The organism is Xenorhabdus doucetiae (assembly GCF_000968195.1).
Classification (GTDB): domain Bacteria; phylum Pseudomonadota; class Gammaproteobacteria; order Enterobacterales; family Enterobacteriaceae; genus Xenorhabdus; species Xenorhabdus doucetiae.
Genome location: NZ_FO704550.1, coordinates 3,396,278 through 3,421,041, shown reverse-complemented (window position 1 = coordinate 3,421,041; position 24,764 = coordinate 3,396,278). Strand labels below are relative to the sequence as shown.

The following is a 24,764-nucleotide window of genomic DNA, read 5'->3' as shown; positions in this document are numbered from 1 at the left end:
AACGTATTATTATTGCACAAACATGGCTGAATGGATATACAGTATTTGATGGCGAATCATGCTGTAACCATGGCAATGTAAAGTACGATGCGCTTCGCAAAGTATAATATAACGGGTCTCTGTTTAAACTTACTCCTCGCATGCTAAACTACTTTGCTTATAATTAGAGACATCCGTTTTTAGCAAAATTCATTTCATCAGGAGTATTCCCAATGGCCAGCAGAGGCGTAAACAAAGTTATTTTAGTGGGTAATTTGGGGCAGGACCCGGAAGTTCGCTATATGCCGAATGGCGGTGCCGTTGCCAACATTACTCTGGCAACGTCTGAGAGCTGGCGCGATAAGCAAACCGGTGAGATGAGAGAAAAAACCGAATGGCATCGTGTCGTGATTTTCGGCAAATTGGCAGAAGTCGCCGGTGAATATCTGCGCAAAGGTTCTCAGGTGTATATTGAAGGGGCTTTGCAGACTCGTAAATGGCAGGATCAGAACGGCCAAGACCGTTACACCACGGAAGTGGTGGTTAATCCTATCGGCGGTTCCATGCAGATGTTGGGTGGCCGAGGCGGTGCGAGCCAAGACGCACCAGCACAAGGTGGTTGGGGACAACCACAGCAGCCACAAGCTGCTCAGCAATTCAGCGGCGGCGGTGCACCATCTCGTCCGGCACCCTCTCCAGCGCCACAGAGCAATGAACCACCAATGGATTTCGATGATGATATTCCGTTCTAAAATAAACTTTAGTCATATCATATCGAACTAACCGTTTAGCCCCTGTATTTCAGGGGCTTTTAGTTTTTAATTTTTATTTGCAACTATGGCAGGTATTTTATTTTGAGATAATAAGAAAATTTAGCCTAACCAAGTTGACTAGACCAATAAAAACAAATATGCTCAAAATATATACCAAAAGAAGGTGGGATTATGGAAAAGGTTAACATCTACGATGCGAAAACTAACTTGTCCAGAATTGTTCAAGAAGTTGCTCGCACTGGAGAACCTGTGGTGATCGCCAAGAATGGTCATGCACTGGTTAAAGTCGTCGCATACAGAGAGGAGAAACCTAAGCGCAAACTAGGTTTTCTCAAAGGTAAAGGTAGTGTTCCCCCCCATTTTGACGATATGAACAGCGCCGAAATTGCTGACATGTTTGAAGGAAAATACTTTTAATGGACTTGCTGTTAGATACCAATATTTTGCTGTTTATGGCATATGAGCCGGAAAAACTACAAACAAGTGTTGTTGATCTTCTGGAAGATATCGACAAAACGCTTTGCTTTAGTGCAGCGTCAATATGGGAAGTTGTCATTAAAAGCAATTTGAATAAGCCTGATTTTTCCATAGATCCCAAACAGTTCAGGGATGGGTTGTTTGAGGCTGGATTGATTGAAATCCCCATTAAAAGTGAGCATACGCTCGTGGTATGCGATTTACCGGAAAAGCTACATAAAGATCCGTTTGACCGATTGATTGTCGCTCAGGCGAAACACAACAAAATCCCACTCATCACTAGTGATAGCAAGCTAATAGATTTTGTCAGGGATTACATTACCGTAATCCCTAATAGATAGCCAAATAGCGTTTAAACTTTTCCTGAAAGAATCAAATAAATAGCATGAGCAAATAAGAGGGTTCTATTCACCCAATCACTTTACCCAGCACCTGGCGAATATAGGAACCAGCACCCAATAACCCCGGCTTATCATGGGTAATCAGATACACCGGAATATCCTGCAAATAATTTGTAAATCGGCCTTTGCTTTCAAATCCCTGCCGGAATCCCGATTTTTGGAAGAAATCAAAGAAACGGGGAACGATACCACCCGCAATGTAAACGCCGCCAAATGCGCCAATATTCAGTGCCAAATTCCCGCCAAAGCGCCCTAACGCAGTACAGAAGAGTTCCAATGCCTGTTTGCAGGTCGGGCAATTTCCATTCAGTGCGCGGTCAGAAATATCACGGGGGGTAAGATCTTCGGCGGATTGGCCGTTCAGTTTCATCAGGGAACGATAAATGTTCACTAATCCGGGGCCGGAAAGGACACGCTCGGCGGAGACATGGCCAAATTCTTCCCGCAGTACGCTTAGCATGTGATCTTCTTCCACACTGTCCGGCGCAAAATCCACATGCCCCCCTTCACCGGGCAAGCTCATCCATTGGCTTCCTGTGTGAATAAGATGGGCGACACCCAATCCCGTCCCTGCACCATAAACCGCGATAGGGCGCTTGGCTTGTGGCTGTTTTCCGCCAATCTGGATCACATCCTCTGCTCCCAGAACCGGAATGGCGAGGGAAACGGCGGTAAAATCGTTAATCACCTCAAAACGCTCCCATCCCAGTGAAGCTTTCATTTGGCTGACCGAAAAACGCCAACTGTGGTTGGTCATGCTGATAACATCATCTGTCACCGGACAGGCAATGGCAATGCAGCCATAATTGACTTCACAATTTTGCTGTTTCAGGTATTGGCGGATCACAATTTCAAGCGAGGCATAATACGCACAGGGGTAGAATTCGACTGCGCTCAGTTGCCCAGTATCCACATCACATAATGCCAGCCGTGCATTTGTCCCACCGATATCGCCTACCAGGGCATACGTTGTCATGGTTTATCTCCTTTAAGTCTTAGAAATCTATCCTAATGAACCAGTCAAAAGTCGAATTGAGGAGATTCTACACAAGGTCAGGGCGAAAGGCCGCATAAAAATGTCACGCTAACGGCCCGTTTCGGTGAGACCAAGGCCACGCCGGCCAATGGCGGTTAAGCTGATGGCAGTAAAACGATCTTTCCAGTGCTTTTCATAGTCTTCACGGGAAAAATCAGCCGGAGAGGTGCCGTTCTCAAGCGATTTTGCCGCTTTATGTGCATAAGCCAGATTTCTGTCGCACAGAGGAGCCGCGGGAATATACATCACATTTCCCCAGCCTTGCTGATTTTCCACAGACGCGACGGAGTGGATAAGATCGCAGTGCCACCAGACAGAATCCCCCGCCTGTAAAGCGGGAATGCTGCATAGCCCGTTAATGAGGTGAGGATGCCATTTCGCCACAGTCGGCAGCGCCTTACCGGGCGCAACCCCGCAGAGTTCATCTTCAGGCACATCCTTTAGCAAAGGACGTATTAGCAGATAGGCCATCGCTTCCGGCACGGGAACAACATGCAATAACCCTTGATTGAGCGCCATATCCGACAGTGCCGTCCAACCCTGAAAGGTGCGAAAAATTGAGCATCGGGTAACGTTGTCCAGTTCATATTCGTTTATCTCTGGACGATGTGCGGCATCCCAAGGATCGTATTGGGCAAATTGGTGATTGAAAATATGCCGGAATACTTGTTGATAAGCCGGGTGCAGCCAACGTTCCAGGGCACCAGAGTCGGTATGGGCACCAAGTCCTTTGGAGATCGTGCCCGGCGGCCGGCGGCGAATGCGGTCGGGGTAAATGATGTTGACATCAGGATCAAACCAACGCACGCCATCAGATTCAAATTTCCACAGGCGATTGAGAAAAGATTGCACCTGCGCAATTTCTTCGCTCTGCCGGGCCTGCATCTGGGCCTGAGACCAGTAAATAGGGTAAATTTCCGGGCGGGAGGCTTCAAGGCTGCCGAAATAGTTATCACCCGTACCTTGATAAATGCCATCAAACTTATTGAGTTCAAGGTAATCGAGCAGGGATTTATCCCATGCCAGTGCCGTATCACGGGGGAAATTCTGCCTGACGATGACACATCCCCGTCGTTTAATTTTCTGGCGAAGTTCGGCGGAGATGCGGTTTTCAGCCACATCACGCCAGTGGATTTCAGGCCAGGCGCTGCCTGTCTCCTGTTCATCTTCTCTGGCGGCCGCGAGTTCTTGTTCTATTTTGTGACAAACCTGTGCGAACAAACCTTCAACATCCCCAATTTGCTTGCGCATCGCGTGTTTCATTTGACGGATGTTGTGGCGGTAATCATTTGGAAAGATGGCAGAAGTAAAAGAGGTATTCATAGCAGATCCTATTTGTTCACCATGACTTACGCATTATGTTCTGGCGGAGGAATTAGATCATATCTTGAGTGTTATAGGTGATGAGGCCCATTTCATCTGCCAGCAAATCCACGATTTTGATAACCGGGTTAGATGACCAGAGCGATTGTGATTCAATCGAGACGGTCAGTTCGTTTTTTTTCAGCCGATCACCGAATAGCATTATCGCTTTATCACCATGTTGTTTTGAGGCCCACGTAATCGCTTGGGCAGAGGGGTTATCCTGATAGATCTGGCTCGCCAGTGCTTGTGTGCCGGGATAGCTTTTGGCATCGGAAAGCAGGACATCTTTTGGATCGTAACCCCATTTGCGTAATATTCGCACATTGATATCCACCGTAATGAGATCAATGTTAGGGATCAGTTGGCTATAGACCAGCCTGTCCAATTTACTCAGATCGAAAGGCAGGTGATTACTGCCTGTCGGCACGTCGTGATAAATGGTTTCCATCACGGCCACGGAAATGCTCTCACCCCCATAGATAGTGGGAATGGGGTAACCTTGCGCATTTTTGCAGGGGCTGAATCTGGCGTTGCCTTTTCCCGGATTAAACTCGGTGCTTTTATATGCCTGATGATGAATGCGTTCGATCGTATTTTGGGCTTGCCAGATCCCCGTTTTAACCGATTTTCCATTGGGTGAATTAACCATGCAATGGTCCTTCTGCTTCTTGCCGCGCCGCATTTAATACCTCATCTGGGCGGCTCAGCAAAACGTCTTTCGGTTTTTCTTTGCCTAACCATGAGTTAGGGGTATTAAACCAAATCGCCATGCCCCAGGATGTTTTTTTTCCCTCAAAAATTTCAATAATCTCTTTGAGGATAGGGAGCGGCAGCCCGCCTTCATCCAGCGCATATTGCGGGTATAAATCCTTTCCTTTGACGGAAACTGCGAAGATTTTTTTCGCTTGTTTCCAGCGATTGGGCGTCGCACTGGGATTGAGCAACGAAAAACCCGCACCTTGGCTGAGTTCATACGCCGGAAGCCAGTTTGATTCCGCGAGGATTGAATTTTTCAGTGCTTCAATCCGATCTTTTTGCTTGGATGTTCTCCAGGAGTCTTTTGGCGTTTCTTCACGCAAGTTATCTGAATGCACATAACATTCTGGATTGATTATCTTGGGCGAAGCGTTGCGTTTTATGGAGGTCGCTGCATTGAGAGCACTTAGCAGGGCAATGCGCAGATCCCTGACATTAAGCTCTCCGGCTATCTCTTCCGGTAATTCAACCAGCAAGAAACGATCGGCTTCATGAGGTGGAATTTCTGTGACGTGAATATGCTCAATATGCTCTTGTTGATGCGAAAGAACATCAAGAAGGGAAATGTAACCTAAGCTGAGTGTTTTTTCTTTTGCCCTGCTTTTTCTTGCTACTTTGCTATTCACTTTTGCGCCCCTTATCCGTATTTGCCTGGGTAATGGATATCGTTGATATGGGTTATATCAACAATATCGCAAGGTCGCACAAAATATAGACAATTGCAATGCTTTCTACAACAGAACATGCTTGCTGATAACGATCAGGCGGTGGCGGTGAACTTCGGGATCATATCCCCAGCAGAATGTTTCCCATTTTTCAATGAGTTCATCCATTGATGAGACTTGGGTTAACGGACGATTCATTTCTGTTCCATCAGAGACATAGACGTGATATCCCGTTGCGATAGACCATGCAATCATGACCTGCCAAAAACGTTTACCATCGCCTGTTTGTTCTTCATCAGTGACAATAATGTTGTAGTTTTCTAATAGGTATTTGAAAAATTGCCGTGGAAAACCGCTTATCGCGTCTTGGTGTTCCGCAGAAAAAGTACGCCATACCATGATTTGGGTGCAGGTTTCTTTATCAATGATAATGTCTTTACGGAACGTAATCATCACGGCATAAACCGTTTCCGGATTATCACCGGTTGTTATCATACGAAATTGATTTTGCTTGAGTGATTTCACAAAACGGTATCCATAAGGGGCGATGAATCCCGAAAAAGTGAAATCTTGCACGCCATTTTCCAGAAAAGTTTTCGTATGTTCTCGGTTTTTCTCTGAAATACGTAATTTGCGATTGAATTCCGCATCTTGAATCAAATAAGGCATTGTTTGATCCCCGGTATTGCTATAACTCGACATGCTTTGCCCCCAATCACTGAAATTACCAGAAAGTTGTGCCAAAACGGTTTAAGACTCATTATACCTATCCTCGTAATTATTGAGCAAATATTCATCAATGTTAACAAATTGCCCGGTAAACATACAGGTGAAATGTGATTATCGCTTGATTCTTATCCCTGATTCACCGGATAATCATCCGCTTTACATTTTCTCGCACTTTCTTTATCTGAAAAGCCAAACGATTGCGCAAACGTGTGGCTGAGCCAATGGGTACAGAGGCAAAGAAATAGGGCGAGAGATTTTCAATGCGAAATATTCAACTACAAGCAGGGGAAAAACATGTCTGGCAGGCAGGCACCAACGCAATGCAAACTCGATAAGTATTTTAAGATTACTGAACGCGGATCGACGGTACGTCAGGAAATACTCGCAGGATTAACGACATTTTTGGCGATGGTCTATTCCGTAATTGTGGTGCCGGGGATGCTTGGGCAGGCGGGATTTCCTCATACCGCCGTGTTTATTTCTGTTTGTCTGGTGACTGGTATCGGTTCGTTATTGATGGGATTGTGGGTGAATTTGCCAATGGCGATTGGCTGTGCGATCTCGTTGACGGCATTTACTGCGTTCAGTCTGGTGCTGGGGCAGCAGATCAGCGTGCCGGTGGCACTGGGGGCGGTTTTCCTGATGGGCTGCTTGTTTACGGTCATTTCCGTGACGGGCATACGGGCATGGATCTTGCGTAATATGCCAATGGGCATTGCCCATGGCACGGGGATTGGCATTGGCTTGTTTTTATTGCTGATTGCCGCCAATGGCGTTGGTCTGGTGGTTAAAAATCCACATGCCGGCTTGCCTGTGTCCTTTGGCTCGTTGACTTCATTTCCCGTGGCGATGACGCTATTGGGGCTGGCAGGGATTATCGGTCTGGAACGCAAAAAGGTGCCAGGCGGTATTTTGCTGATGATTATCGCGATTTCTATTATCGGCTTGATTTTTGATCCGGCCGTTAAATATCAAGGCTTGTTTAAATTTCCCACATTGGGGGAAGATGGCCTGTCCCTGATGTTCAGTATGGATATTATGGGTGCTTTGCAGCCGATTGTCTTACCCAGTGTTCTGGCGCTGGTCATGACCGCCGTATTTGATGCGACGGGAACCATTCGGGCCGTCGCGGGGCAGGCGAATTTATTGGATCAGCGAGGCCAGATTATCAATGGTGGCAAGGCACTGACAGCCGATTCTATCAGCAGTATTTTTGCCGGTGCCATCGGCTCTTCCCCCGCTGCGGTTTATATTGAATCCGCCGCCGGCACTGCGGCGGGTGGTAAAACGGGTTTAACCGCTGCCGTTGTCGGTATCTTGTTCCTGCTGATTTTATTCTTGTCTCCGCTGTCGTATTTGGTGCCGGCCTATGCAACGGCCCCAGCTTTGATGTACGTCGGGTTACTGATGCTGAGTAATGTGCGAAAGCTGAATTTTGATGATTTTGTGGATGCGATGTCTGGCTTACTGTGTGCGGTATTTATTGTGCTGACGTGTAACATCGTGACAGGCATTATGCTGGGTTTCAGTACGCTGGTTGCCGGGCGACTTTTTTCCGGTGAATGGCGTAAACTCAATATTGGTACAGTTATTCTTACCATTGTATTGGTTGTATTTTATGCCGGGAATTGGGCTATCTAATTAAAAGCGTATGCGCAAACCCTAATCGTTTGCGCATTTTTTCTCTCTGTATCCTTTCAGGCTATTGTCAGAGATAGCCTAAAATGTGTTAATTTTTCAACACAGCCTTGCCGATAAGTATAAAATGGATAAATGAATCAGGACTTATTGATTCGCAATGTGATTGCTTTTTGATTTTCTTTAATAACAGTAATATTTATGGTTATTAGCGCTGTTATTAACTGTAAAAAACAGTCACAATCTCTTCACTGACGGATTTTTGGCAATTTGTAAGGGTAACATGGAAATATTCTTTACTATCTTGATCTTGATATTGGTTGTGTCAGTTTCTGGTGTGCTTACTAAAATGATTCCGTTCCGTGTCCCCTTGCCGATAGTGCAAATAGCAATGGGAGCGTTGTTGGCCTGGCCTCATTTTGGTTTACACGTGACTTTCGATCCTGAACTCTTCCTCGTTTTACTTATCCCTCCTTTATTGTTTGTTGATGGTTGGAAAACGCCGACCAGAGAGTTTTTCCAACATGGGCGTGAAATCGTTATCTTAGCTTTAGTATTGGTATTGGTGACGGTGGTTGGTATTGGCTATTTGATCTATTGGTTATTGCCGAGTATCCCACTGATTGCTGCTTTTGCTTTGGCGGCGGTATTATCACCCACAGATGCGGTGGCATTGTCATCGATTGCAGGCAAAGGGCGCATTCCTAAAAATATAATGGGCGTACTGGAAGGGGAAGCATTAATGAATGATGCTTCGGGTCTGGTTGCGCTGAAATTCGCTGTGGCGATTGCGATGGGCACGATGGTGTTTACCGTCACTGGCGCAACGGTGGAGTTCCTTAAGGTTGCGATTGGTGGTTTATTGTCGGGGATTGCCATCACCTGGTTGTACAGTAAATCACTGCGGTTGATGAGTCGTTGGAGTGGGGATGATCCCGCCACGCAAATCATGTTTATGATGTTGTTGCCATTCGCCTCTTATATGATTGCTGAACATATCGGTGTGTCAGGGATTCTGGCCGCGGTTGCCGCAGGTATGACCATCAGTAAGGCCGGCGTGATCCGCAATGCACCACTGGATATGCGTCTGCGTGCCGATAATGTCTGGGGGATGCTGGCCTTTGTCTTCAACGGTCTGGTGTTCATCATGCTGGGGCTGCAATTGCCGGATATCTGGGAAACCTCGGTGGCGCAGGCTGAACTTGATCCCAATGTTGAAACCTGGATGTTATTTACTGCCGTTGGGGTCATTTACGCTGCGTTGGTATTATTGCGATTTAGCTGGTTATGGCTGATGAAAAATACCAGCAAGATGCTGATAAAGCAAAAACCCCTCCAGTTTGCCACTTATACCACCCGTGAATTGTGTCTGGCTTCGGTGGCGGGTGTGCGTGGGGCTATTACGCTGGCGGGTGCGCTGTCTGTGCCATTGTTCCTGCCGGATGGTGATCCATTCCCGGCACGTTATCAGTTGATTTTTATTGCGGCGGGCGTAATTCTGTTCTCCCTCTTTGTGGGGGTTGTCGCATTACCTTTGCTGCTGCGTGGCATGAAAGTCGGCGATAAGCAGGCCGATCTCAATGAAATCCGAATGGCAAAAGCCGCCATGGCGGAAGTTGCGATTGTCAGTATGAATAAAATGGAAGAGCGTCTGTCGGCCAATACGGAAGAAAAACTGGATGCCGAAGTCATCAGCGAAATTGCGTCCAGGGTCACCGGTCATCTGCGGCGTCGTACTGCGGGAACGGATGAAATCGAGCATAACCTGCTGGTTGAAGATCTGGAGCGCCGCTTCCGTTTGACGGCATTAAGGGCTGAACGCGGGGAATTATATCACCTGCGCGCAACCCGTAAGATTAGTAATGAAACACTACAAACCTTGCTGCATGATCTTGATTTGCTGGAAGCGCTTTTAGTGGGAAAAGATCAATAAAAAGGTAAAAGACCAATAAATTATGTGGCTGTTAACGATCACAACATTTTTGTGGGCCGCTTCATTTAGCTTGATCGGCGCTTATCTCGCGGGTCAGGTTGATAGCTGGTTTTCTGTTCTTGTCAGGGTAGTCTTGGCAGCAATGGTATTTTTGCCCTTTTTGCGCTGGCGTGGGTTATCGCTGAAAGTCATTTCACTGTATATGGCGGTCGGTGCCTGCCAGTTGGGTGTGATGTATCTGTTTGTATTTCATGCCTATCACTATCTGACGGTGGCAGAATTTTTGCTGTTTACCATCATGACGCCGCTCTATGTCACATTAATTTATGATCTGATGGGGCGTCAGCGATTGCGCTGGGGTTATGCCCTGAGCTCTTTATTGGCCGTGGCTGGCGCTGCGATTATTCGCTATGACCGCTTAAGCGAATCTTTCTGGATTGGCTTGCTGCTAGTGCAATTAGCCAATATTTTCTTTGCGATAGGTCAGGTCGGTTATAAGCGCTTGATGGAGATCCATCCAATCCCGCAGCGGGTGGCATTTTCATGGTTTTATCTGGGCGCTTGTGTTGTCGCCACGATGGGCTGGTTGATATTTGGTGATCCGCAAAAATTGCCAACCACTCAGTTACAGTGGGGCGTCTTGCTTTGGCTGGGGGTTGGGGCATCGGGCATTGGCTACTTTATGTGGAATTATGGGGCAACCCAAGTGGATGCCGGAACACTGGCAATTATGAATAATATGCTGGTTCCGGCGGGGTTGTTGGTCAATTTTGCAATCTGGCAGCAGCACCCTAACTGGCTGAGTTTTACCATTGGAGGCAGCCTGATTGTTGCGTCACTTTGGGTGCACCACCGCTGGATACTGAAACCCGTTTCACCCACGGCAAATTGTCCACGGCGTGCTGACGCGCAGAACGAATAAAGGTATCAATCGCGGGTTGGCGCTGCTCCCCTTCCCGGCAGGCAGCGTACAACCTGCTCCATAATCCTTCACCCAGCGTTTGGGTAACAACCAATCCTTGCCTTTCGAAGGTTTCCACCGCCCAGTGCGGTAACGCGGCGATGCCCAAGCGGGCGGCAACCATCTGAATCAACAGTAACGTATTATCGACAGTTTTTAAGGTCGGCGTCACATCCGCCGGCTGGAGAAAACGTCGCCAGATATCAAGCCGTTGGCGCTGGACGGGATAAATCAACAATGTTTCAGCCGCAAGATCGTGTGGCAGAATCTCGCGTTTATTGGCCAGTGGATGGTCCGGTGCAATCACCAGTTTCACTTCATAATCAAACAGCGGCGTATAGTGCAGATGACTGTCTGCAATAATGTCAGAGGTCAGAACAATATCCAGCTCGCGTTTTTGCAGTGCAGGTTGAGGATCAAACGTCACCCCCGATTTGAAATCCACATTCACCTGCGGCCAACTGTCACGAAAACGCTTGAGTGCCGGGGTCAGCCATTGAATACAACTATGGCACTCAATGGCAATGCGTAAGTTGGTCTCTTCCGGTTCATGACATTGACGTAAGGAAGCTGTAACCAGCGGTAAGACTTGATCTGCTAACTTTAGTAATACTTCTCCTTGAGGTGTTAGCTTCAAGGGTTGGCTTTTGCGAATGAACAACTTAAATCCCAGCCGATGTTCTAATTCACTGAATTGATGGGAAAGGGCAGATTGTGTCTGATGCAAAGAATTTGCCGCCGCCGCGAGGGAGCCACAATGGTTCAATGCTTGCAGTGTTTTTAAGTGTTTTAATTCGATCATGAAAAACCTTCAAGTTGATAATGAATAAATTGCGCTTGTGGTTTATACACTACCTGTTGATTATAGAAGTGTAAACATCTAGACGGCTAAAATTTTATGGGTGACGACATGACAGTTTTGAATCATACATTGGGTTTTCCACGTATTGGCTTGAAAAGAGAGCTAAAAAAGGCGCAAGAGAGCTATTGGGCGGGCAAAATTTCTCAACAGGAATTGCTGGAGACCGGCCGTGAATTACGTGCACGTCACTGGCAACAACAACAAGAAGCGGGCGTTGATTTAGTCCCCGTGGGTGATTTTGCCTGGTATGACCAAGTATTGACCACCAGCCTGTTATTGGGCAATGTTCCACCGCGTCATCAAAATGAAGAGGGTAAGATTGATCTGGATACCCTGTTCCGTATCGCCCGTGGCCGGGCACCAACAGGAACACCGGCGGCAGCGGCGGAAATGACGAAATGGTTCAACACCAATTATCACTATATCGTGCCTGAATTTCAGGAAGGGCAAGCATTTAAGCTGGGTTGGACGCAATTGCTGGACGAAGTGGATGAAGCACTGGCATTAGGGCACAGAGTCAAACCGGTTCTTTTGGGGCCCGTGACCTATTTATGGCTTGGTAAGGTGAAAGGCAAGGCTTTTGATCGCCTGTCTTTATTGCAGGATATCCTGCCGGTATACCAGCAAGTGCTGGCAGAACTGGCAAAACGCGGCATTGAGTGGGTACAGATTGATGAACCGGCCCTGGTGCTGGAGCTACCAAAAGAGTGGCTGGCGGCATTCTCAACAGCTTACCAATCACTTGAAGGGCACGTGAAATTGTTGCTGACGACCTATTTCGATAGCATCGGCCACAATCTGGAAACCATAAAATCGCTGCCGGTGCAAGGACTGCACGTCGATTTGGTGGCAGGGCAAGATTCGCTTGAGAATTTGGATCAATCATTGCCAGAAGATTGGCTGCTTTCATTGGGGGTGATTAATGGCCGCAATGTTTGGCGAGCGGATTTGAGTGAAAAATATCAACTTGTTGCGCCATTGGTGGCTAAAAGAACGGTGTGGATCGGGACTTCCTGTTCATTGCTGCATAGCCCCATTGACCTGAATGATGAAACCGGATTGGATGAAGAAGTGAAAAGCTGGTTTGCTTTTGCCTTGCAGAAATGTGCGGAACTTTCTTTGCTGTCACAAGCATTGAATGCACCGGAAGGCAGTAAACAGGCTGAGCTGGATGCTTATAGTGCCCCTATTCGCGCCCGTCGCAGCTCCATCAGGGTGAACAATTCTGCGGTCGCTGAACGCCTTGCGGCGATTAAGCCACAGGACAGTGAACGTCATCAGGCCTACCCTGAGCGTGCTAAGCTCCAGCGTCAACGTTATAACTTACCGCTGTGGCCAACCACGACTATAGGCTCATTCCCGCAGACAACAGAAATTCGCAGCCTGCGTCTCGATTTCAAAAAAGGTCGGGTGGACAGTGCACATTACCGAACCAATATCAGTGACCATATCAAACAAGCGGTGCAAGAACAGGAACGTCTGGGGCTGGATGTATTGGTACATGGTGAAGCTGAACGTAACGACATGGTGGAATATTTCGGTGAACACTTTGACGGCTATGTCTTTACCCAAAATGGCTGGGTGCAAAGTTACGGTTCCCGTTGCGTAAAACCCCCGGTCATCATTGGCGATATCAGCCGGCCAGAGGCGATAACAGTAAATTGGGCGACCTATGCACAATCCCTGACGGATAAGCCGGTCAAGGGCATGTTAACGGGGCCGGTGACCATTCTCTGTTGGTCATTCCCAAGGGAAGATATCAGCCGTGAAACCATCGCTAAACAGATCGCACTGGCTCTGCGTGATGAAGTTGATGATTTGCAGAAAGCCGGTATTGGCATCATTCAAATTGATGAACCCGCACTGCGTGAAGGCTTGCCACTGCGCAGAGAAGAGTGGCAGGAATATCTGGCGTGGGCGGTGGATGCGTTCAAACTGAGTGCTGCCATTGCGGAAGATGATACCCAAATCCATACCCATATGTGTTATTGCGAGTTCAATGACATTATGCCATCCATTGCAGCGCTGGATGCGGATGTGATCACTATTGAAACCTCCCGCTCGGATATGGAGCTGCTGGATTCGTTTGAAGATTTCTCCTATCCGAATGAGATCGGGCCGGGCGTGTATGATATTCACTCACCCAACGTCCCGAGTGTTGAATGGATAGAGGCATTGCTGCGCAAAGCGGCTGATCGTATCCCGGTTGAGCGTTTATGGGTGAACCCGGACTGCGGTTTGAAAACCCGCGGTTGGACAGAAACCAGACAAGCGTTGGCCAACATGGTCGAAGCAGCAAAACGCCTGCGCGCTTCATTGAACAGTTAACTCAAATAAAAGAGACCCGCCACAGTGAATGCAGTGTGGCGGGTGAAAAGCGTTTGTTTCCCTGACAGCCCATCCCTGCTCTTCCATCCAATCTGGCAAAAGCCCAATGTCATCGTCTCCCATCTGTTGGTGGTTTTATCTGTTTTAACGGATAAAACACTGAGTTAGGTGCGTTTACGAGAATGAATTTCAAATTCACCTGATTTGGGGATAACGGGGATATTGGGGTATTAAGAAACTTTTCTTATGTTAATAACACTGATATGTGAAAGTTATTTTTCTGGTTATTGGTGTTAATTTTTTTAAGTACTCAAGAGAAATTAATTGCAAATTGGTTACCATAACCGCCCAATAACGTATTTAATTCATTCTCCATTGTCTCCTGAGTCCAAGTGATAAAACGTCGCCAATGGTATTTGGCTTGTTTCCAGACGATTTCAATCAAATTCAGCTCTGGGCTGTAGGCGGGAAGGTAGAATAAAAACAGGTTGTGTTCTCGTAACCAGCTATTTTTTTATTTTTTTTTCAAATCCCGTGAAGGAATCGGCACTTTTCCAACATAAAAAATTTCAGGGCGGTGGTCCCCTTGTTGGGGGAGGTGCTTTAAAAAATCAATCACTTCATTTCGCGTGATCTTCCTGGACGTTTTTTGGTAAAACAGCGTTTTATCGGTGTAATTTAACGCCCCCAGAACTGACCGCCTGTCATGTTCTTGAGGTTCAGTTTCATGGGGCTTACCCCGTGGACTCCATCCATATTGCACGGGAGGAGATGCGGCAAAACCCGCCTCATCAAAATAGACCAAAGGGTAATGGCCTAACTGTGCTCCAGCCTTAATTTTATTCAGCAAGGCGGATTTGTTAGCAAACTCCGTTTCGTTGCGCTTTTTTTAAGCGATAGACGGGTGCGTTTATAGGTGAGCCCCTGCTTTTTCAGGGTATTTGCCAGCGTTTCAAGCGTACAAGGCAGGGGCCCATGCTTTGCCTCAACGCACTGGGCTATCCGTGCGAGAGTTAGGGACTCTGCACAGGCAGCTTCGACCGCAGTGGCAATCATTTCAGGCGTCATAGCGAGATACCGGCCTCCAGCATGACCGCCTAATAATCCCGCTATCCCTGAATTGTGCCACATGTGAACCCAATTATAGATAACCCGGAGACTGCATCCTATTTCAGCGGTGATCTGGGACGGCTTGCTCCCTCTGGCAAGCATGAGCAAACCCGTTCCTCGCGTACGGATATCCCGGTGGGGATGATTCAAAGCGAGTTGTTGCAATGTTATTCGTTCAGGCTCAGAAAGTATTATCTTCGATTTCATAAGGACAGGCAGAAAATCAGGTTATCGTGTTATCGATTGTAACAGTAATGCAGATAGTTTATCTGATTAACTTAAAATCAAATTGTTATATTAAATTTTTCATGTGATATATAAATCTTGAATGTGATATTCATCGTTTTTTTGTGAAATTATCTATGTGAAGATTAAAAGGTAACAAATTGTCACACAACACCAGGGAACCTCATGAATAATTCAATACAAAAAATAGGGGTTATAGGGCTGGGAGCGATGGGAATGGGAATCGCACAGTCTTTAATTAGGGCGGTTATGGTTTTGATCTCAAGACCGAAGCCACAAGCAACTGAAAAAGGCGGATGCAAAGGTGTAAATCAATAGGTCAGGAACAAACTGTGTTTTTGGTAAGGATATACAAATTGAACATTTTTTGGTGAAAATAAGAAAGGGTTGGAAGTTGTATCAGAGGAACTAACAGTAATGGCTTCTAATCCTTTTGATTTTTCATATAGCTCAAATTAATTTTATTGTGATCATAACTGTTTGTAATACGTCGATAGTGAAAAATGAAATAGGTAAGAGGGCATATCTACCATTTACTTTTAGTCTTTAGGATCTGTAATAGGGGAATATGATTAATGTATTTGAGCGAATAACTTTCATAAAGAGAATATCATGACCATTAAACTGGGAGTGATTGCTGATGATTTTACTGGAGCAACAGATATTGCTAGTTTCATGGTGCAGGGTGGCTGGCGGGTTATTCAACTATTAGGCGTTCCAGACGAAAGCACACCTATTCCAGACGATGTCGATGCCATTGTTATTAGCCTGAAAAACCGTTCTTGTCCTGTTGAGGAAGCAATAGATAATTCACTGAAATCTTGCCAATGGTTACGGTATCAGGCTGATTGCCAGCAACTGTTTTTCAAATATTGCTCTACTTTCGATTCCACACCAGAAGGAAATATTGGTCCGGTTATTGATGCCTTGATGGATGAGCTTCACATTGATATTAGTCTGGTTTGTCCCGCTCTTCCAATTAACGGAAGAACGGTAGTACATGGACATTTATTTGTTAACGGACAATTACTGAACGAAAGCGGAATGCAATATCACCCCCTTACTCCGATGAAGGATGCTAATTTGCTGCGCTTAATAGAACAACAATCAAGGGGAAAAGCAGGATTAATCAACCTTAGTTGTGTTCGTGAAGGAAAACAGGCTATTTATCATCATTTGGAGTTATTACACCAAGACGGTGTTCGTTATGCGGTTATTGATGCTCTAGTTATGGAAGATCTATTACCGATTGCTCAAGCTGTATCAGATATGGTTTTGGTAACAGGAGGTTCTGGCCTAGGGGCTGCAATTGCTAGCTACCACACAGGGAAAACACTATCAGCATCAATACTTGGGGATATCCCACCAAACCAAGGTAGAAGGTCAGTTATTCTTGCGGGAAGTTGCTCGGTTATGACAAATCAGCAGGTTGCTGAATATAAAAAGATAGCACCTGCTATGGCAGTGAATGTGAGGGAATGTATTAACAACTCAGGATATGCTAACCAGTTGGTAGACTGGATCATTCAGCAACCAGTAGATGATCTTGCGCCGATGTTGTATTCCACGCAGTCCCCTAATTCGTTAAAAATGATTCAACAGGAATATGGAGCTTCGAAAGCCAGTAATGCGGTTGAACAGATTTTTTCTGACATAGCTAGCAAACTGAGACTACACGGATTTAATACTTTTATTGTTGCGGGAGGAGAAATTTCTGCCCAGATTGTACAAGGTTTGGGAATTTACCAACTCAGTATTGGCGTATCTATTTCCCCTGGTATTCCTTGGGTGTGTAATTTACAGAATGATTGCTGGTTGGTGCTGAAATCAGGCAATTTTGGTGGAAAAAATTTCTTTTTGCATGCACAGGAGATTTTTCATCGCCCTAATATGACGTCATGCAAATAAAGTGTTTTCTTATGATGATAGAACAACAGAGAGAAAACTGGTCAAGATCCAGCACAGAAGAAACAGAAGCACTGAGCGTGCGTTATCTCTAAGATAAGAAGGATGGGCCATGGTTAGGTTTGCTGCAAATTTGAGCACAATGTTTAATGAGGTTCCTTTTATTGAACGTTTTGCGAGGGCTGCGAATGCAGGATTCAGGGGTGTTGAATGTTTGTTTCCTTATATGGAACCAGCGGAGAAGATTGCAGCATTGTTGAGAGAACATCATCTGGCACAAATACTGTTCAATATGCCTGCTGGAGATTGGAGTTTAGGTGACAGAGGAATGGCTTGTTTACCAGGGAGAGAGAAAGTTTTTGCTGAAGGAGTGCATAAGGCATTGGAATATGCCTTGATATTAGGTTGTAAACAAGTTCATGCAATGGCCGGGAAGTGGAATAGCCAGTTTACTCAAGAACAACAATGCAAATGCTATATCAAAAATATTCAATACTCTGCGGACGTGATGGCTGAGTATGGTATTAATGTTTTAATTGAACCGATCAATGCCCACGATATACCAGATTATTTTTTGACAACACAGAAGCAAGCAGAGTCACTGTTAGAGACTATTGGCCGTAAAAATGTCTTTATTCAGTTGGATCTTTATCACTGCCAAGTTATGGAAGGTGATTTATTGCGAACGATAGAACGGTTGTGGGGTAAATTTAGCCATATTCAAATTGCATCAGTACCGGAACGTCATGAACCTGACACGGGTGAGGTCAATTATTTTTGGTTATTTAAGAAATTGGATGCGATGGGGTATCAAGGATGGCTTGGATGTGAATATTATCCGGCAGACCATACGGAGAAGGGACTTGGATGGTTGGTAAAATCCCAATCATGATTGTGAGCGGTAATGTAGCAGGAGAGATAATGACTCCCCCAGAACGTAGAGATTTTATTTACCGTCACTTACATGAATATAAGACGGTTTCCATCGGCGATTTAGTTGAATTGCTAAATGTTTCTCATATGACTGTGAGACGAGACATTCGTCTTTTGGAAGATGAAGGGAAAATCATTAGTGTTACTGGAGGTATTCAATTAAATAATGCCTTACGGCAAGAATTACCATGGAATGAAAAAGCCCTTATTAATCACCGCTATAAGCGTGTGCTTGGAAAATATGCGGCTTCATTAGTGAAAGATGGGCAGGTAGTTTATTTGGATGCGGGAACTACGACGTTTGAAATTGCGCAGGTATTGGCAGAACGTTTCAATCTTACTATTGTTACAAATGATTTTTCGATCACCCAATATTTGATAAATAAACCACAACTGAATCTGTTTCACACTGGAGGACAGGTGGATAAACGCAATTATTCCTGTGTCGGGAATACCGCAGCTATGGTATTACGTACTTTGAATATAGATATTGCCTTTATCAGTACAAGTTCATGGGATCTTGAACATGGTATTTCAACTCCTTATGAAGAAAAAGTTTTTGTAAAACAGATGTTATTAGAAATTGCTCGTAGAAAAATATTGATTTCTGATAGCAGTAAATATGGAAAATACGGCATGTTTCGCGTTTGTTCTCTCTCAAATTTGAATGACATAGTATGTGACGATAAATTACCGATATCAGAACAAAGAAAATTACAGGAAATAGGTCTAAAACTACATATTGTCGATGTATAAGAAGCACAAAAAATAAATTCTTATTTACGAAATAGTTCCAAGAGACTATGAAGGAGAAATTTAGATGAAAATTATCATTACTGGTGGTGCAGGTTTTCTGGGCCAGCAGTTAGCTTTTACTTTGCTTAAAAATTGTCATGGAATGAATTTTAGTGAGTTGATGTTAATTGATATTCAGTGTCCAATTTCTCCTATTAATGATCCAAGGGTACAATGTTTGGCAATGGATTTGGCGCAGGAAAACGTTGCTGAAAAATTAATTGATGCAGAGAGCGATGTTTTGTTTCATCTCGCAGCTATCGTTAGTAGCCATGCTGAACAAGATTTCGATTTAGGCATGAAAGTTAATTTTGATATGACAAGAAATTTATTAGAGTCAGCTCGTACTAAGAATCCATCATTAAAATTTATTTTCACTAGTTCACTGGCTGTATTTGGGGGAAACTTGCCGAAAACGGTCACAGAACATTGTGCTGTTAATCCACAATCCTCATATGGCACTCAAAAAGCAATGTGTGAATTGATGATTAATGATTATTCCCGAAAGGGATATGTCGATGGACGTGTTCTTCGTTTACCAACTATCAGCATCCGCTCAGGAAAACCCAATAAAGCGGCCTCTTCATTTGCCAGTGGAATTATTCGTGAACCATTACAGGGAAAAAGTTGTATTTGCCCGGTTTCTCGTGAGCTTGTTTTGTGGTTATCTAGCCCTGAAATAGTGGTGCGTAATCTCATACATGCAGTACAAATACCAGCCGAAAAACTGGCTATTTCACGCATTGTAAATTTGCCAGGAATCAGTATCACGGTACAAGAAATGATCGATTCGCTGAAAGAGATAGCTGGTCAAAAGGTAGTGGATCTTATTCGTTTTGAACTAGATGAAAGCGTTAATCAAATTGTGTCAAGTTGGCCCGGAAATTTTGACATTAGCCATAGTCTTGCTTTGGGATTCAGCGTTGGACATTCATTCAGTGATGCCATTCGTGCATTTATCGTCAGTAATCCGGATCTAAATGGGATTTTCTAATGGACTCTTACACCCCAATCCTTGGATTAGGAGTGGCGGTATTTACGCTGATTTTTCTGGTCTTGCGCACTCGTATTCATGTATTGCTTGCCATGTTGATTGCCGTGGTAATCGCGGGGATCTCTGGTGGCTTAACTATGAGCAATATCGTTGAAGTGATCACCAAAGGGTTTGGTTCGACATTAGGCAGCATCGGTATCGTGATTGGATTGGGATGTATGATGGGGCGGATATTGGAAGTCTCTGGTGCAACGGAACGGATTGCCTATAGCCTGATTCAATGTCTGGGGAAAAGGCGCGAAGAGTGGGCCTTGGCGATAACCGGTTATATTGTCAGTATCCCTATCTTTGTGAATTCGGCTTTTGTGATCCTCTATCCGCTGGTGAAGGCACTGGCGAAACAAGGTAAACGAAATTTACTGACATTGGGGGTAGCGCTGGCAGGAGGGTTGGTGGTAACACATCATATTGTTCCTCCAACGCCGGGACCGCTCGGTGTGGCTGGAATATTCGGGGTGAGTATAGGCTCAATGATGCTGGCAGGTATGGTATTGGCTGTACCCTGTGTTATTGGCATTACTTTTTATGCAAAGTGGCTAGAGACTAAATATCCTGAATATCAGTTTGCGGATACAGAAGAAAATTTGCAACAGATCCATCAGCATTATATGGAAGAAAAAGCTAATAAACGGTTACCAAGCTTATTTCTTTCTCTTTTGCCTATTATTGTGCCGATTATTCTGATTTTAATTAAAGCGATCAATAACATGATATTGGGAATGGATGGGTTTGTTGGAAAAGAAAAGTATTTCTATTTTCAGCTCCTTGATTTCCTTGGTACACCGATTATCGCACTGGCGATCAGTGTCTTGCTGGCAGTTTATACACTTATACCAAAAATCAGCAAACACGAAGTCATTGAACATTTGGAGTCAGGGGTACAAACAGCAGGTATAATTCTATTGGTTACGGGTGCGGGTGGGGCACTGGGAGCCGTGTTGCGTGAAAGTGGTACGGGAACTCTTTTAGCACAACAGGTTGCCAGCCTACCAATAACGCCGGTTTTGATCCCATTCATAATTGCTACATTAGTACGCTTGGTTCAGGGGTCCGGTACAGTAGCAATGATAACTGCGGCTTCCATTTCAGCCCCCGTAATCAGCCAAATACCCGGTATCAACATGTTACTGGCGGCTCAGGCAGCAGCTATAGGCGCACTGTTTTTCAGCTATTTCAACGACAGCCTATTCTGGATGGTCAACCGGATGATGGGCATTAAAGACGCAAAACAGCAAATGATCGTCTGGTCAGTACCGACAACCATTGCGTGGGGAATTGGATTGTGCGGTATATTGGTTCTTAACCTCATTATGTAAATCATCATTATTCAACCTCGCTCTGACAGTGACCCATTTTACTCCGGTCGCTGTCAGACACTTTTCCAGCAATCTCCTTCTTTCCATTGCAATTTTCACTCCCCGTCGCTTCGTTTTCATCGTTTTTCAACTATCCCTGTCTTGTAAAATCGCCCAACGCGCTATGAAGGCAGGTGCTTGCGATATACTGGTGGCGCAGGTTTTTGGCCAGCAGTGATTTATTCAGCGATGCCGTTCGTGCATTTATTGCCAGTAATACAGATTTGATGAGGTTTTATGATGGAGTTTTACATTCCAATGATTGGATTGGGCGTGGCGGTATTTACGCTGATTTTTCTGGTCTTGCGTACTCGCGTTCATGTGCTTATTGCCATGTTAATGGCGGCCATCATCGCCGGGATATCCGGTGGATTGACGATGAGCAATGTCGTTGAGGTAATGACGAAAGGATTTGGTTCGACATTAGGCAGCATCGGTATTGTGATTGGATTGGGATGTATGATGGGGCGGATATTGGAAGTCTCTGGCGCAACGGAACGGATCGCCTATAGCCTGATTCAATGTCTGGGGAAAAGACGTGAAGAGTGGGCCTTGGCGATAACCGGTTATATTGTCAGTATCCCTATATTTGTGAATTCGGCTTTTGTGATCCTCTATCCGCTGGTGAAGGCATTGGCGAAACAAGGTAAACGTAATGTCTTGTCCCTTGGGGTGGCGCTGGCTGGTGGGTTAGTGGTCACTCACCATATCGTTCCCCCAACGCCGGGGCCGCTTGCGGTAGCCGGAATATTCGGCGTGAGTATCGGCCAGATGATGCTGGCAGGCATGATACTGGCGGTTCCCTGTGTGATTGGAATCACCTGCTATGCAAAGTGGTTGGAGACGAAATATCCTGAATATCAGCTTGATAATACCGAAGAAAATGCAGAGAGTTTGCAACAAGCTCATCAGCGTTATCAGGCAGAAAAAGAGCAAAAACCGCTGCCGAGCCTGTTTCTTTCCCTTTTGCCGATTGTTGTGCCCATTATTCTGATGTTTATTGGCGTCATTAATGGAATGGTACTGGGAACGGATGAATTTGCTGGCAAGGAAAATGCTATCTATTTTCAGATGCTTAATTTTCTGGGATCACCGATTATTGCGTTGGCAATCAGTGTACTTCTGGCGGTTTATACCCTAATGCCAAACGCCAGTAAACACGAAGTCACCGAACATTTGGAAACCGGGCTAAAAAGTGTGGGCATTATTTTGTTGGTGTCAGGCGCGGGAGGGGCATTGGGCGCGGTATTAAACGAAAGCGCCACCGGGACAATATTAGCGCACTATGTTGCCAGCTTGCCAATAACTCCCGTTTTGATCCCGTTTATCATCGCAACGCTGATACGCATAATCCAAGGTTCTGGCACGGTAGCAATGATAACCGCTGCTTCCATTTCAGCGCCTATTATCAAGCAGATACCGGATGTGAATATGTTAGTAGCGGCGCAAGCCGCGGTGATGGGTACCCTGTTTTTTAGTTACTTTAATGACTGTTTTTTCTGGGTGGTTAACCGGATGATGGGAATTACCCATGTGAGGCAGCAGATTATCGTCTGGTCGATTCCTACCACAATCGCATGGGGAATTGGATTATGTGGTGTACTGCTGCTTAATCTTGTCATGTAAATAGCGATGGCTATTTTCTCTGTTAAATGTGATTTAAATCACAAATATGTGTATGCGTTTCTTTATGAAGTTAATTAAAGATGATTTAAATCACTAAAAAGTGTCAGAGTATTGACTAAATTTAGGTATTCATATTTTGAATCATGCCCGTTGAGGAGTCTGATATGTCTGATGTATTTCACTTAGGTATCACCAAAAGCGACCTGCAAGGCGCGACGCTGGCGATTGTGCCAGGCGATCCTAACCGTGTTGAAAAAATTGCACGACTGATGGATAACCCGGTACATCTGGCTTCCCACCGTGAATTCACCACCTGGCGTGCAGAAATTGACGGAAAGGCCGTTGTGGTTTGCTCTACCGGCATCGGCGGCCCCTCAACATCGATTGCTGTAGAAGAACTGGCACAATTGGGCGTGCGTACTTTCCTGCGTATCGGTACAACGGGGGCGATTCAGCCACATATTAATGTCGGCGATGTCTTGGTTACGACCGCCGCGGTACGGTTGGACGGCGCCAGCTTGCACTTTGCCCCAATGGAGTTCCCAGCGGTGGCTGATTTTGCGTGTACCAATGCACTGTACGAAGCCGCAAAAGCCTCAGGCTCTGCGACGCATGTGGGTATTACTGCCTCTTCCGATACCTTCTATCCAGGACAAGAGCGTTACGATACCTATTCCGGCCGTGTGGTTCGCCGTTTTCAGGGTTCTATGCAAGAGTGGCAGGAAATGGGCGTAATGAACTTTGAGATGGAGTCAGCAACATTACTGACGATGTGTGCAAGTCAGGGATTGCGTGCGGGGATGGTGGCCGGCGTGATCGTTAACCGTACCCAACAGGAAATCCCGGATGTTGAGTTGCTGAAAAAAACAGAAAGCAACGCGCTGGGAATTGTTGTGGAGGCCGCTCGCCGCCTGCTGTAATGCCTTTCATCAAGGGTCAGAGCATTCTGGCCCTGTCGTTTATGTTCTCTTCCCTTCATGGCAAAATCTGTTAATGTCATAACATTTTGTATCTTTTAATCGCAACAAGAGTAACTATGACCACAACATTGCTATCTCATCCTTCACTGCTTCCTTTGAATGGCGGCATTAATTTTCGTGATTTAGGTAATAACACACTGAATAATGGCGCTAAAATTAAATCAGGATTGTTATTTCGTTCCGGTTCACTGGATAAGTTGACAGAAAACGATCAGGCTTTTTTAGTCAGCAAAAACCTTTTACAGATCATTGATTATCGTGATAACAGCGAAATCATGGATAAACCCGATCAGGTATGGCAGGGAGCGCATTATCACCATGCGCCGGCCAATCCGCTTGCCAAAGAAGTGGATGCCAATCTGGATAAGTTAGGCAAGGAGATACTGGAGCAATTCGACGCGAAAGTCTTTATGTCTCGCTTATATGAATTGTTGCCCATCAATAACCCGGCTTATAAAACGTTAGCGACCTTATTGCTGCAACCAGAGAAAGGCGGGATTGTACAACATTGCGCGGTGGGTAAAGACCGGACGGGTGTTGGTTCAGCACTGGTTTTATTCGCATTGGGGGCGGATCTGGCTACGGTGATGGAAGATTATTTGTTGACCAATGTCACATTGGCACCGTACCGGGACTATTTATTGAATGAACACGCAAAAATGATGAGTGAAAGCGTAGTTGAAAAATTTGCCTATGTTTATTCAGTCAGGGAAGAGTTTTTAATGACTGCACTCAATAGCATTAACCAGCATTATGGCAGCGTGGATATTTGGCTGGAAAAAGATATCGGGCTGGATATGGCTGCGCGCGAAAAGCTACAAGCGTATTTTCTTGAATAAAAATATCAGGTTAGCATT

General features: G+C 45.4%; 25 protein-coding genes. 16 read left to right on the top strand and 9 right to left on the bottom strand.

Annotated features, from left to right (window positions below):
• The first annotated feature begins 212 nt into the window (after positions 1 to 212).
• The 3 genes from XDD1_RS14890 to XDD1_RS14880 all read left to right on the top strand — a co-directional run bounded on the left by XDD1_RS14890 (position 213) and on the right by XDD1_RS14880 (position 1,570).
• Positions 213 to 731 carry a single-stranded DNA-binding protein gene (locus XDD1_RS14890; RefSeq protein WP_045972390.1) on the top strand — a complete coding sequence of 173 codons (519 nt, stop codon included), beginning with the start codon at positions 213 to 215 and terminating at the stop codon, positions 729 to 731.
• Positions 732 to 923: 192 nt separating this feature from the next.
• Positions 924 to 1,169, top strand: a complete 246-nt coding sequence (locus tag XDD1_RS14885) for a type II toxin-antitoxin system Phd/YefM family antitoxin (RefSeq protein ID WP_045972388.1) — start codon at positions 924 to 926, stop codon at positions 1,167 to 1,169.
• Positions 1,169 to 1,570 carry a type II toxin-antitoxin system VapC family toxin gene (locus tag XDD1_RS14880; RefSeq protein ID WP_045972386.1) on the top strand — a complete coding sequence of 134 codons (402 nt, stop codon included), beginning with the start codon at positions 1,169 to 1,171 and terminating at the stop codon, positions 1,568 to 1,570. The genes XDD1_RS14885 and XDD1_RS14880 overlap by 1 nt, the downstream gene beginning before the upstream one ends.
• Before the next feature lie 67 nt (positions 1,571 to 1,637).
• On the opposite strand, the gene glk is transcribed toward XDD1_RS14880, so the two are convergent.
• From glk to XDD1_RS14855, 5 genes are all read right to left on the bottom strand, one after another.
• Positions 1,638 to 2,606: a glucokinase gene (glk, locus tag XDD1_RS14875; RefSeq protein ID WP_045972384.1), complete on the bottom strand. Its 969-nt coding sequence runs from the start codon at positions 2,604 to 2,606 to the stop codon at positions 1,638 to 1,640.
• A gap of 108 nt (positions 2,607 to 2,714) precedes the next feature.
• Positions 2,715 to 3,989 (bottom strand): DUF1479 domain-containing protein, encoded by a 1,275-nt coding sequence (locus XDD1_RS14870; protein ID WP_045972382.1) that lies wholly within the window; start codon positions 3,987 to 3,989, stop codon positions 2,715 to 2,717.
• Between the two features lie 52 nt (positions 3,990 to 4,041).
• Positions 4,042 to 4,680, bottom strand: a complete 639-nt coding sequence (locus tag XDD1_RS14865; protein WP_045972380.1) for an RES family NAD+ phosphorylase — start codon at positions 4,678 to 4,680, stop codon at positions 4,042 to 4,044.
• Positions 4,673 to 5,413, bottom strand: a complete 741-nt coding sequence (locus XDD1_RS14860; RefSeq protein ID WP_231854415.1) for a hypothetical protein — start codon at positions 5,411 to 5,413, stop codon at positions 4,673 to 4,675. Before XDD1_RS14860 ends, XDD1_RS14865 begins: the two co-directional genes overlap by 8 nt.
• A 105-nt stretch (positions 5,414 to 5,518) precedes the next feature.
• Positions 5,519 to 6,121, bottom strand: a complete 603-nt coding sequence (locus tag XDD1_RS14855) for a hypothetical protein (RefSeq protein WP_197540995.1) — start codon at positions 6,119 to 6,121, stop codon at positions 5,519 to 5,521.
• A gap of 354 nt (positions 6,122 to 6,475) precedes the next feature.
• Between XDD1_RS14855 and XDD1_RS14850 the strand changes: the two genes are divergently transcribed.
• The 3 genes from XDD1_RS14850 to XDD1_RS18965 all read left to right on the top strand — a co-directional run bounded on the left by XDD1_RS14850 (position 6,476) and on the right by XDD1_RS18965 (position 10,674).
• Entirely contained in the window at positions 6,476 to 7,822 is a 1,347-nt protein-coding gene (locus tag XDD1_RS14850; RefSeq protein WP_045972374.1) for an NCS2 family permease, read from the top strand.
• Positions 7,823 to 8,102: 280 nt separating this feature from the next.
• Complete coding sequence (locus XDD1_RS14845; RefSeq protein ID WP_045972372.1) at positions 8,103 to 9,752, top strand: Na+/H+ antiporter; 1,650 nt, start codon at positions 8,103 to 8,105, stop codon at positions 9,750 to 9,752.
• A gap of 22 nt (positions 9,753 to 9,774) precedes the next feature.
• Positions 9,775 to 10,674: a carboxylate/amino acid/amine transporter gene (locus tag XDD1_RS18965; RefSeq protein WP_071827284.1), complete on the top strand. Its 900-nt coding sequence runs from the start codon at positions 9,775 to 9,777 to the stop codon at positions 10,672 to 10,674.
• Here the strand turns inward: XDD1_RS18965 and metR are convergent.
• Positions 10,559 to 11,515, bottom strand: a complete 957-nt coding sequence (metR, locus tag XDD1_RS14840) for an HTH-type transcriptional regulator MetR (protein ID WP_045972371.1) — start codon at positions 11,513 to 11,515, stop codon at positions 10,559 to 10,561. The genes XDD1_RS18965 and metR overlap by 116 nt on opposite strands.
• A gap of 108 nt (positions 11,516 to 11,623) precedes the next feature.
• On the opposite strand from metR, the gene metE reads away from it, so the two are divergent.
• Both metE and XDD1_RS19510 read left to right on the top strand, forming a co-directional pair.
• A complete protein-coding gene (metE, locus tag XDD1_RS14835; protein ID WP_045972370.1) occupies positions 11,624 to 13,903 on the top strand; it encodes a 5-methyltetrahydropteroyltriglutamate--homocysteine S-methyltransferase in 2,280 nt (759 codons plus the stop codon).
• Positions 13,904 to 13,927: 24 nt separating this feature from the next.
• Positions 13,928 to 14,071 (top strand): hypothetical protein, encoded by a 144-nt coding sequence (locus XDD1_RS19510; RefSeq protein ID WP_156979663.1) that lies wholly within the window; start codon positions 13,928 to 13,930, stop codon positions 14,069 to 14,071.
• 142 nt (positions 14,072 to 14,213) lie between these two features.
• Here XDD1_RS19510 and XDD1_RS20260 read toward each other — a convergent pair whose 3' ends face one another.
• The 3 genes from XDD1_RS20260 to XDD1_RS14825 all read right to left on the bottom strand — a co-directional run bounded on the left by XDD1_RS20260 (position 14,214) and on the right by XDD1_RS14825 (position 15,220).
• Positions 14,214 to 14,348, bottom strand: a complete 135-nt coding sequence (locus XDD1_RS20260; protein ID WP_269450524.1) for a hypothetical protein — start codon at positions 14,346 to 14,348, stop codon at positions 14,214 to 14,216.
• Positions 14,349 to 14,417: 69 nt separating this feature from the next.
• Positions 14,418 to 14,753 (bottom strand): transposase, encoded by a 336-nt coding sequence (locus tag XDD1_RS20075; protein WP_071827283.1) that lies wholly within the window; start codon positions 14,751 to 14,753, stop codon positions 14,418 to 14,420.
• Positions 14,747 to 15,220, bottom strand: coding sequence for a helix-turn-helix domain-containing protein (locus XDD1_RS14825; RefSeq protein WP_045968011.1), 474 nt, complete (start codon positions 15,218 to 15,220; stop codon positions 14,747 to 14,749). The genes XDD1_RS20075 and XDD1_RS14825 overlap by 7 nt, the downstream gene beginning before the upstream one ends.
• A gap of 651 nt (positions 15,221 to 15,871) precedes the next feature.
• Here XDD1_RS14825 and otnK point away from each other — a divergent pair.
• From otnK to XDD1_RS14785, 8 genes are all read left to right on the top strand, one after another.
• Entirely contained in the window at positions 15,872 to 17,167 is a 1,296-nt protein-coding gene (gene otnK, locus XDD1_RS14820) for a 3-oxo-tetronate kinase (RefSeq protein ID WP_045972368.1), read from the top strand.
• A 109-nt stretch (positions 17,168 to 17,276) separates the two neighbouring features.
• Complete coding sequence (otnI, locus tag XDD1_RS14815) at positions 17,277 to 18,056, top strand: 2-oxo-tetronate isomerase (RefSeq protein WP_045972366.1); 780 nt, start codon at positions 17,277 to 17,279, stop codon at positions 18,054 to 18,056.
• 29 nt (positions 18,057 to 18,085) lie between these two features.
• The gene (locus XDD1_RS14810; protein ID WP_045972364.1) at positions 18,086 to 18,853 is read left to right on the top strand and encodes a DeoR/GlpR family DNA-binding transcription regulator; all 768 of its coding nucleotides are present in this window, start codon (positions 18,086 to 18,088) and stop codon (positions 18,851 to 18,853) included.
• A 64-nt stretch (positions 18,854 to 18,917) separates the two neighbouring features.
• A complete protein-coding gene (denD, locus tag XDD1_RS14805; RefSeq protein WP_045972362.1) occupies positions 18,918 to 19,886 on the top strand; it encodes a D-erythronate dehydrogenase in 969 nt (322 codons plus the stop codon).
• A complete protein-coding gene (locus tag XDD1_RS14800) occupies positions 19,886 to 21,262 on the top strand; it encodes a GntP family permease (RefSeq protein ID WP_045972360.1) in 1,377 nt (458 codons plus the stop codon). The genes denD and XDD1_RS14800 overlap by 1 nt, the downstream gene beginning before the upstream one ends.
• 279 nt (positions 21,263 to 21,541) lie before the next feature.
• The gene (locus XDD1_RS14795) at positions 21,542 to 22,927 is read left to right on the top strand and encodes a GntP family permease (protein ID WP_052705765.1); all 1,386 of its coding nucleotides are present in this window, start codon (positions 21,542 to 21,544) and stop codon (positions 22,925 to 22,927) included.
• A 164-nt stretch (positions 22,928 to 23,091) separates the two neighbouring features.
• Complete coding sequence (gene udp / locus XDD1_RS14790; RefSeq protein ID WP_045972356.1) at positions 23,092 to 23,847, top strand: uridine phosphorylase; 756 nt, start codon at positions 23,092 to 23,094, stop codon at positions 23,845 to 23,847.
• A 116-nt stretch (positions 23,848 to 23,963) separates the two neighbouring features.
• A complete protein-coding gene (locus XDD1_RS14785; protein WP_045972355.1) occupies positions 23,964 to 24,746 on the top strand; it encodes a tyrosine-protein phosphatase in 783 nt (260 codons plus the stop codon).
• Positions 24,747 to 24,764 lie beyond the last annotated feature (18 nt).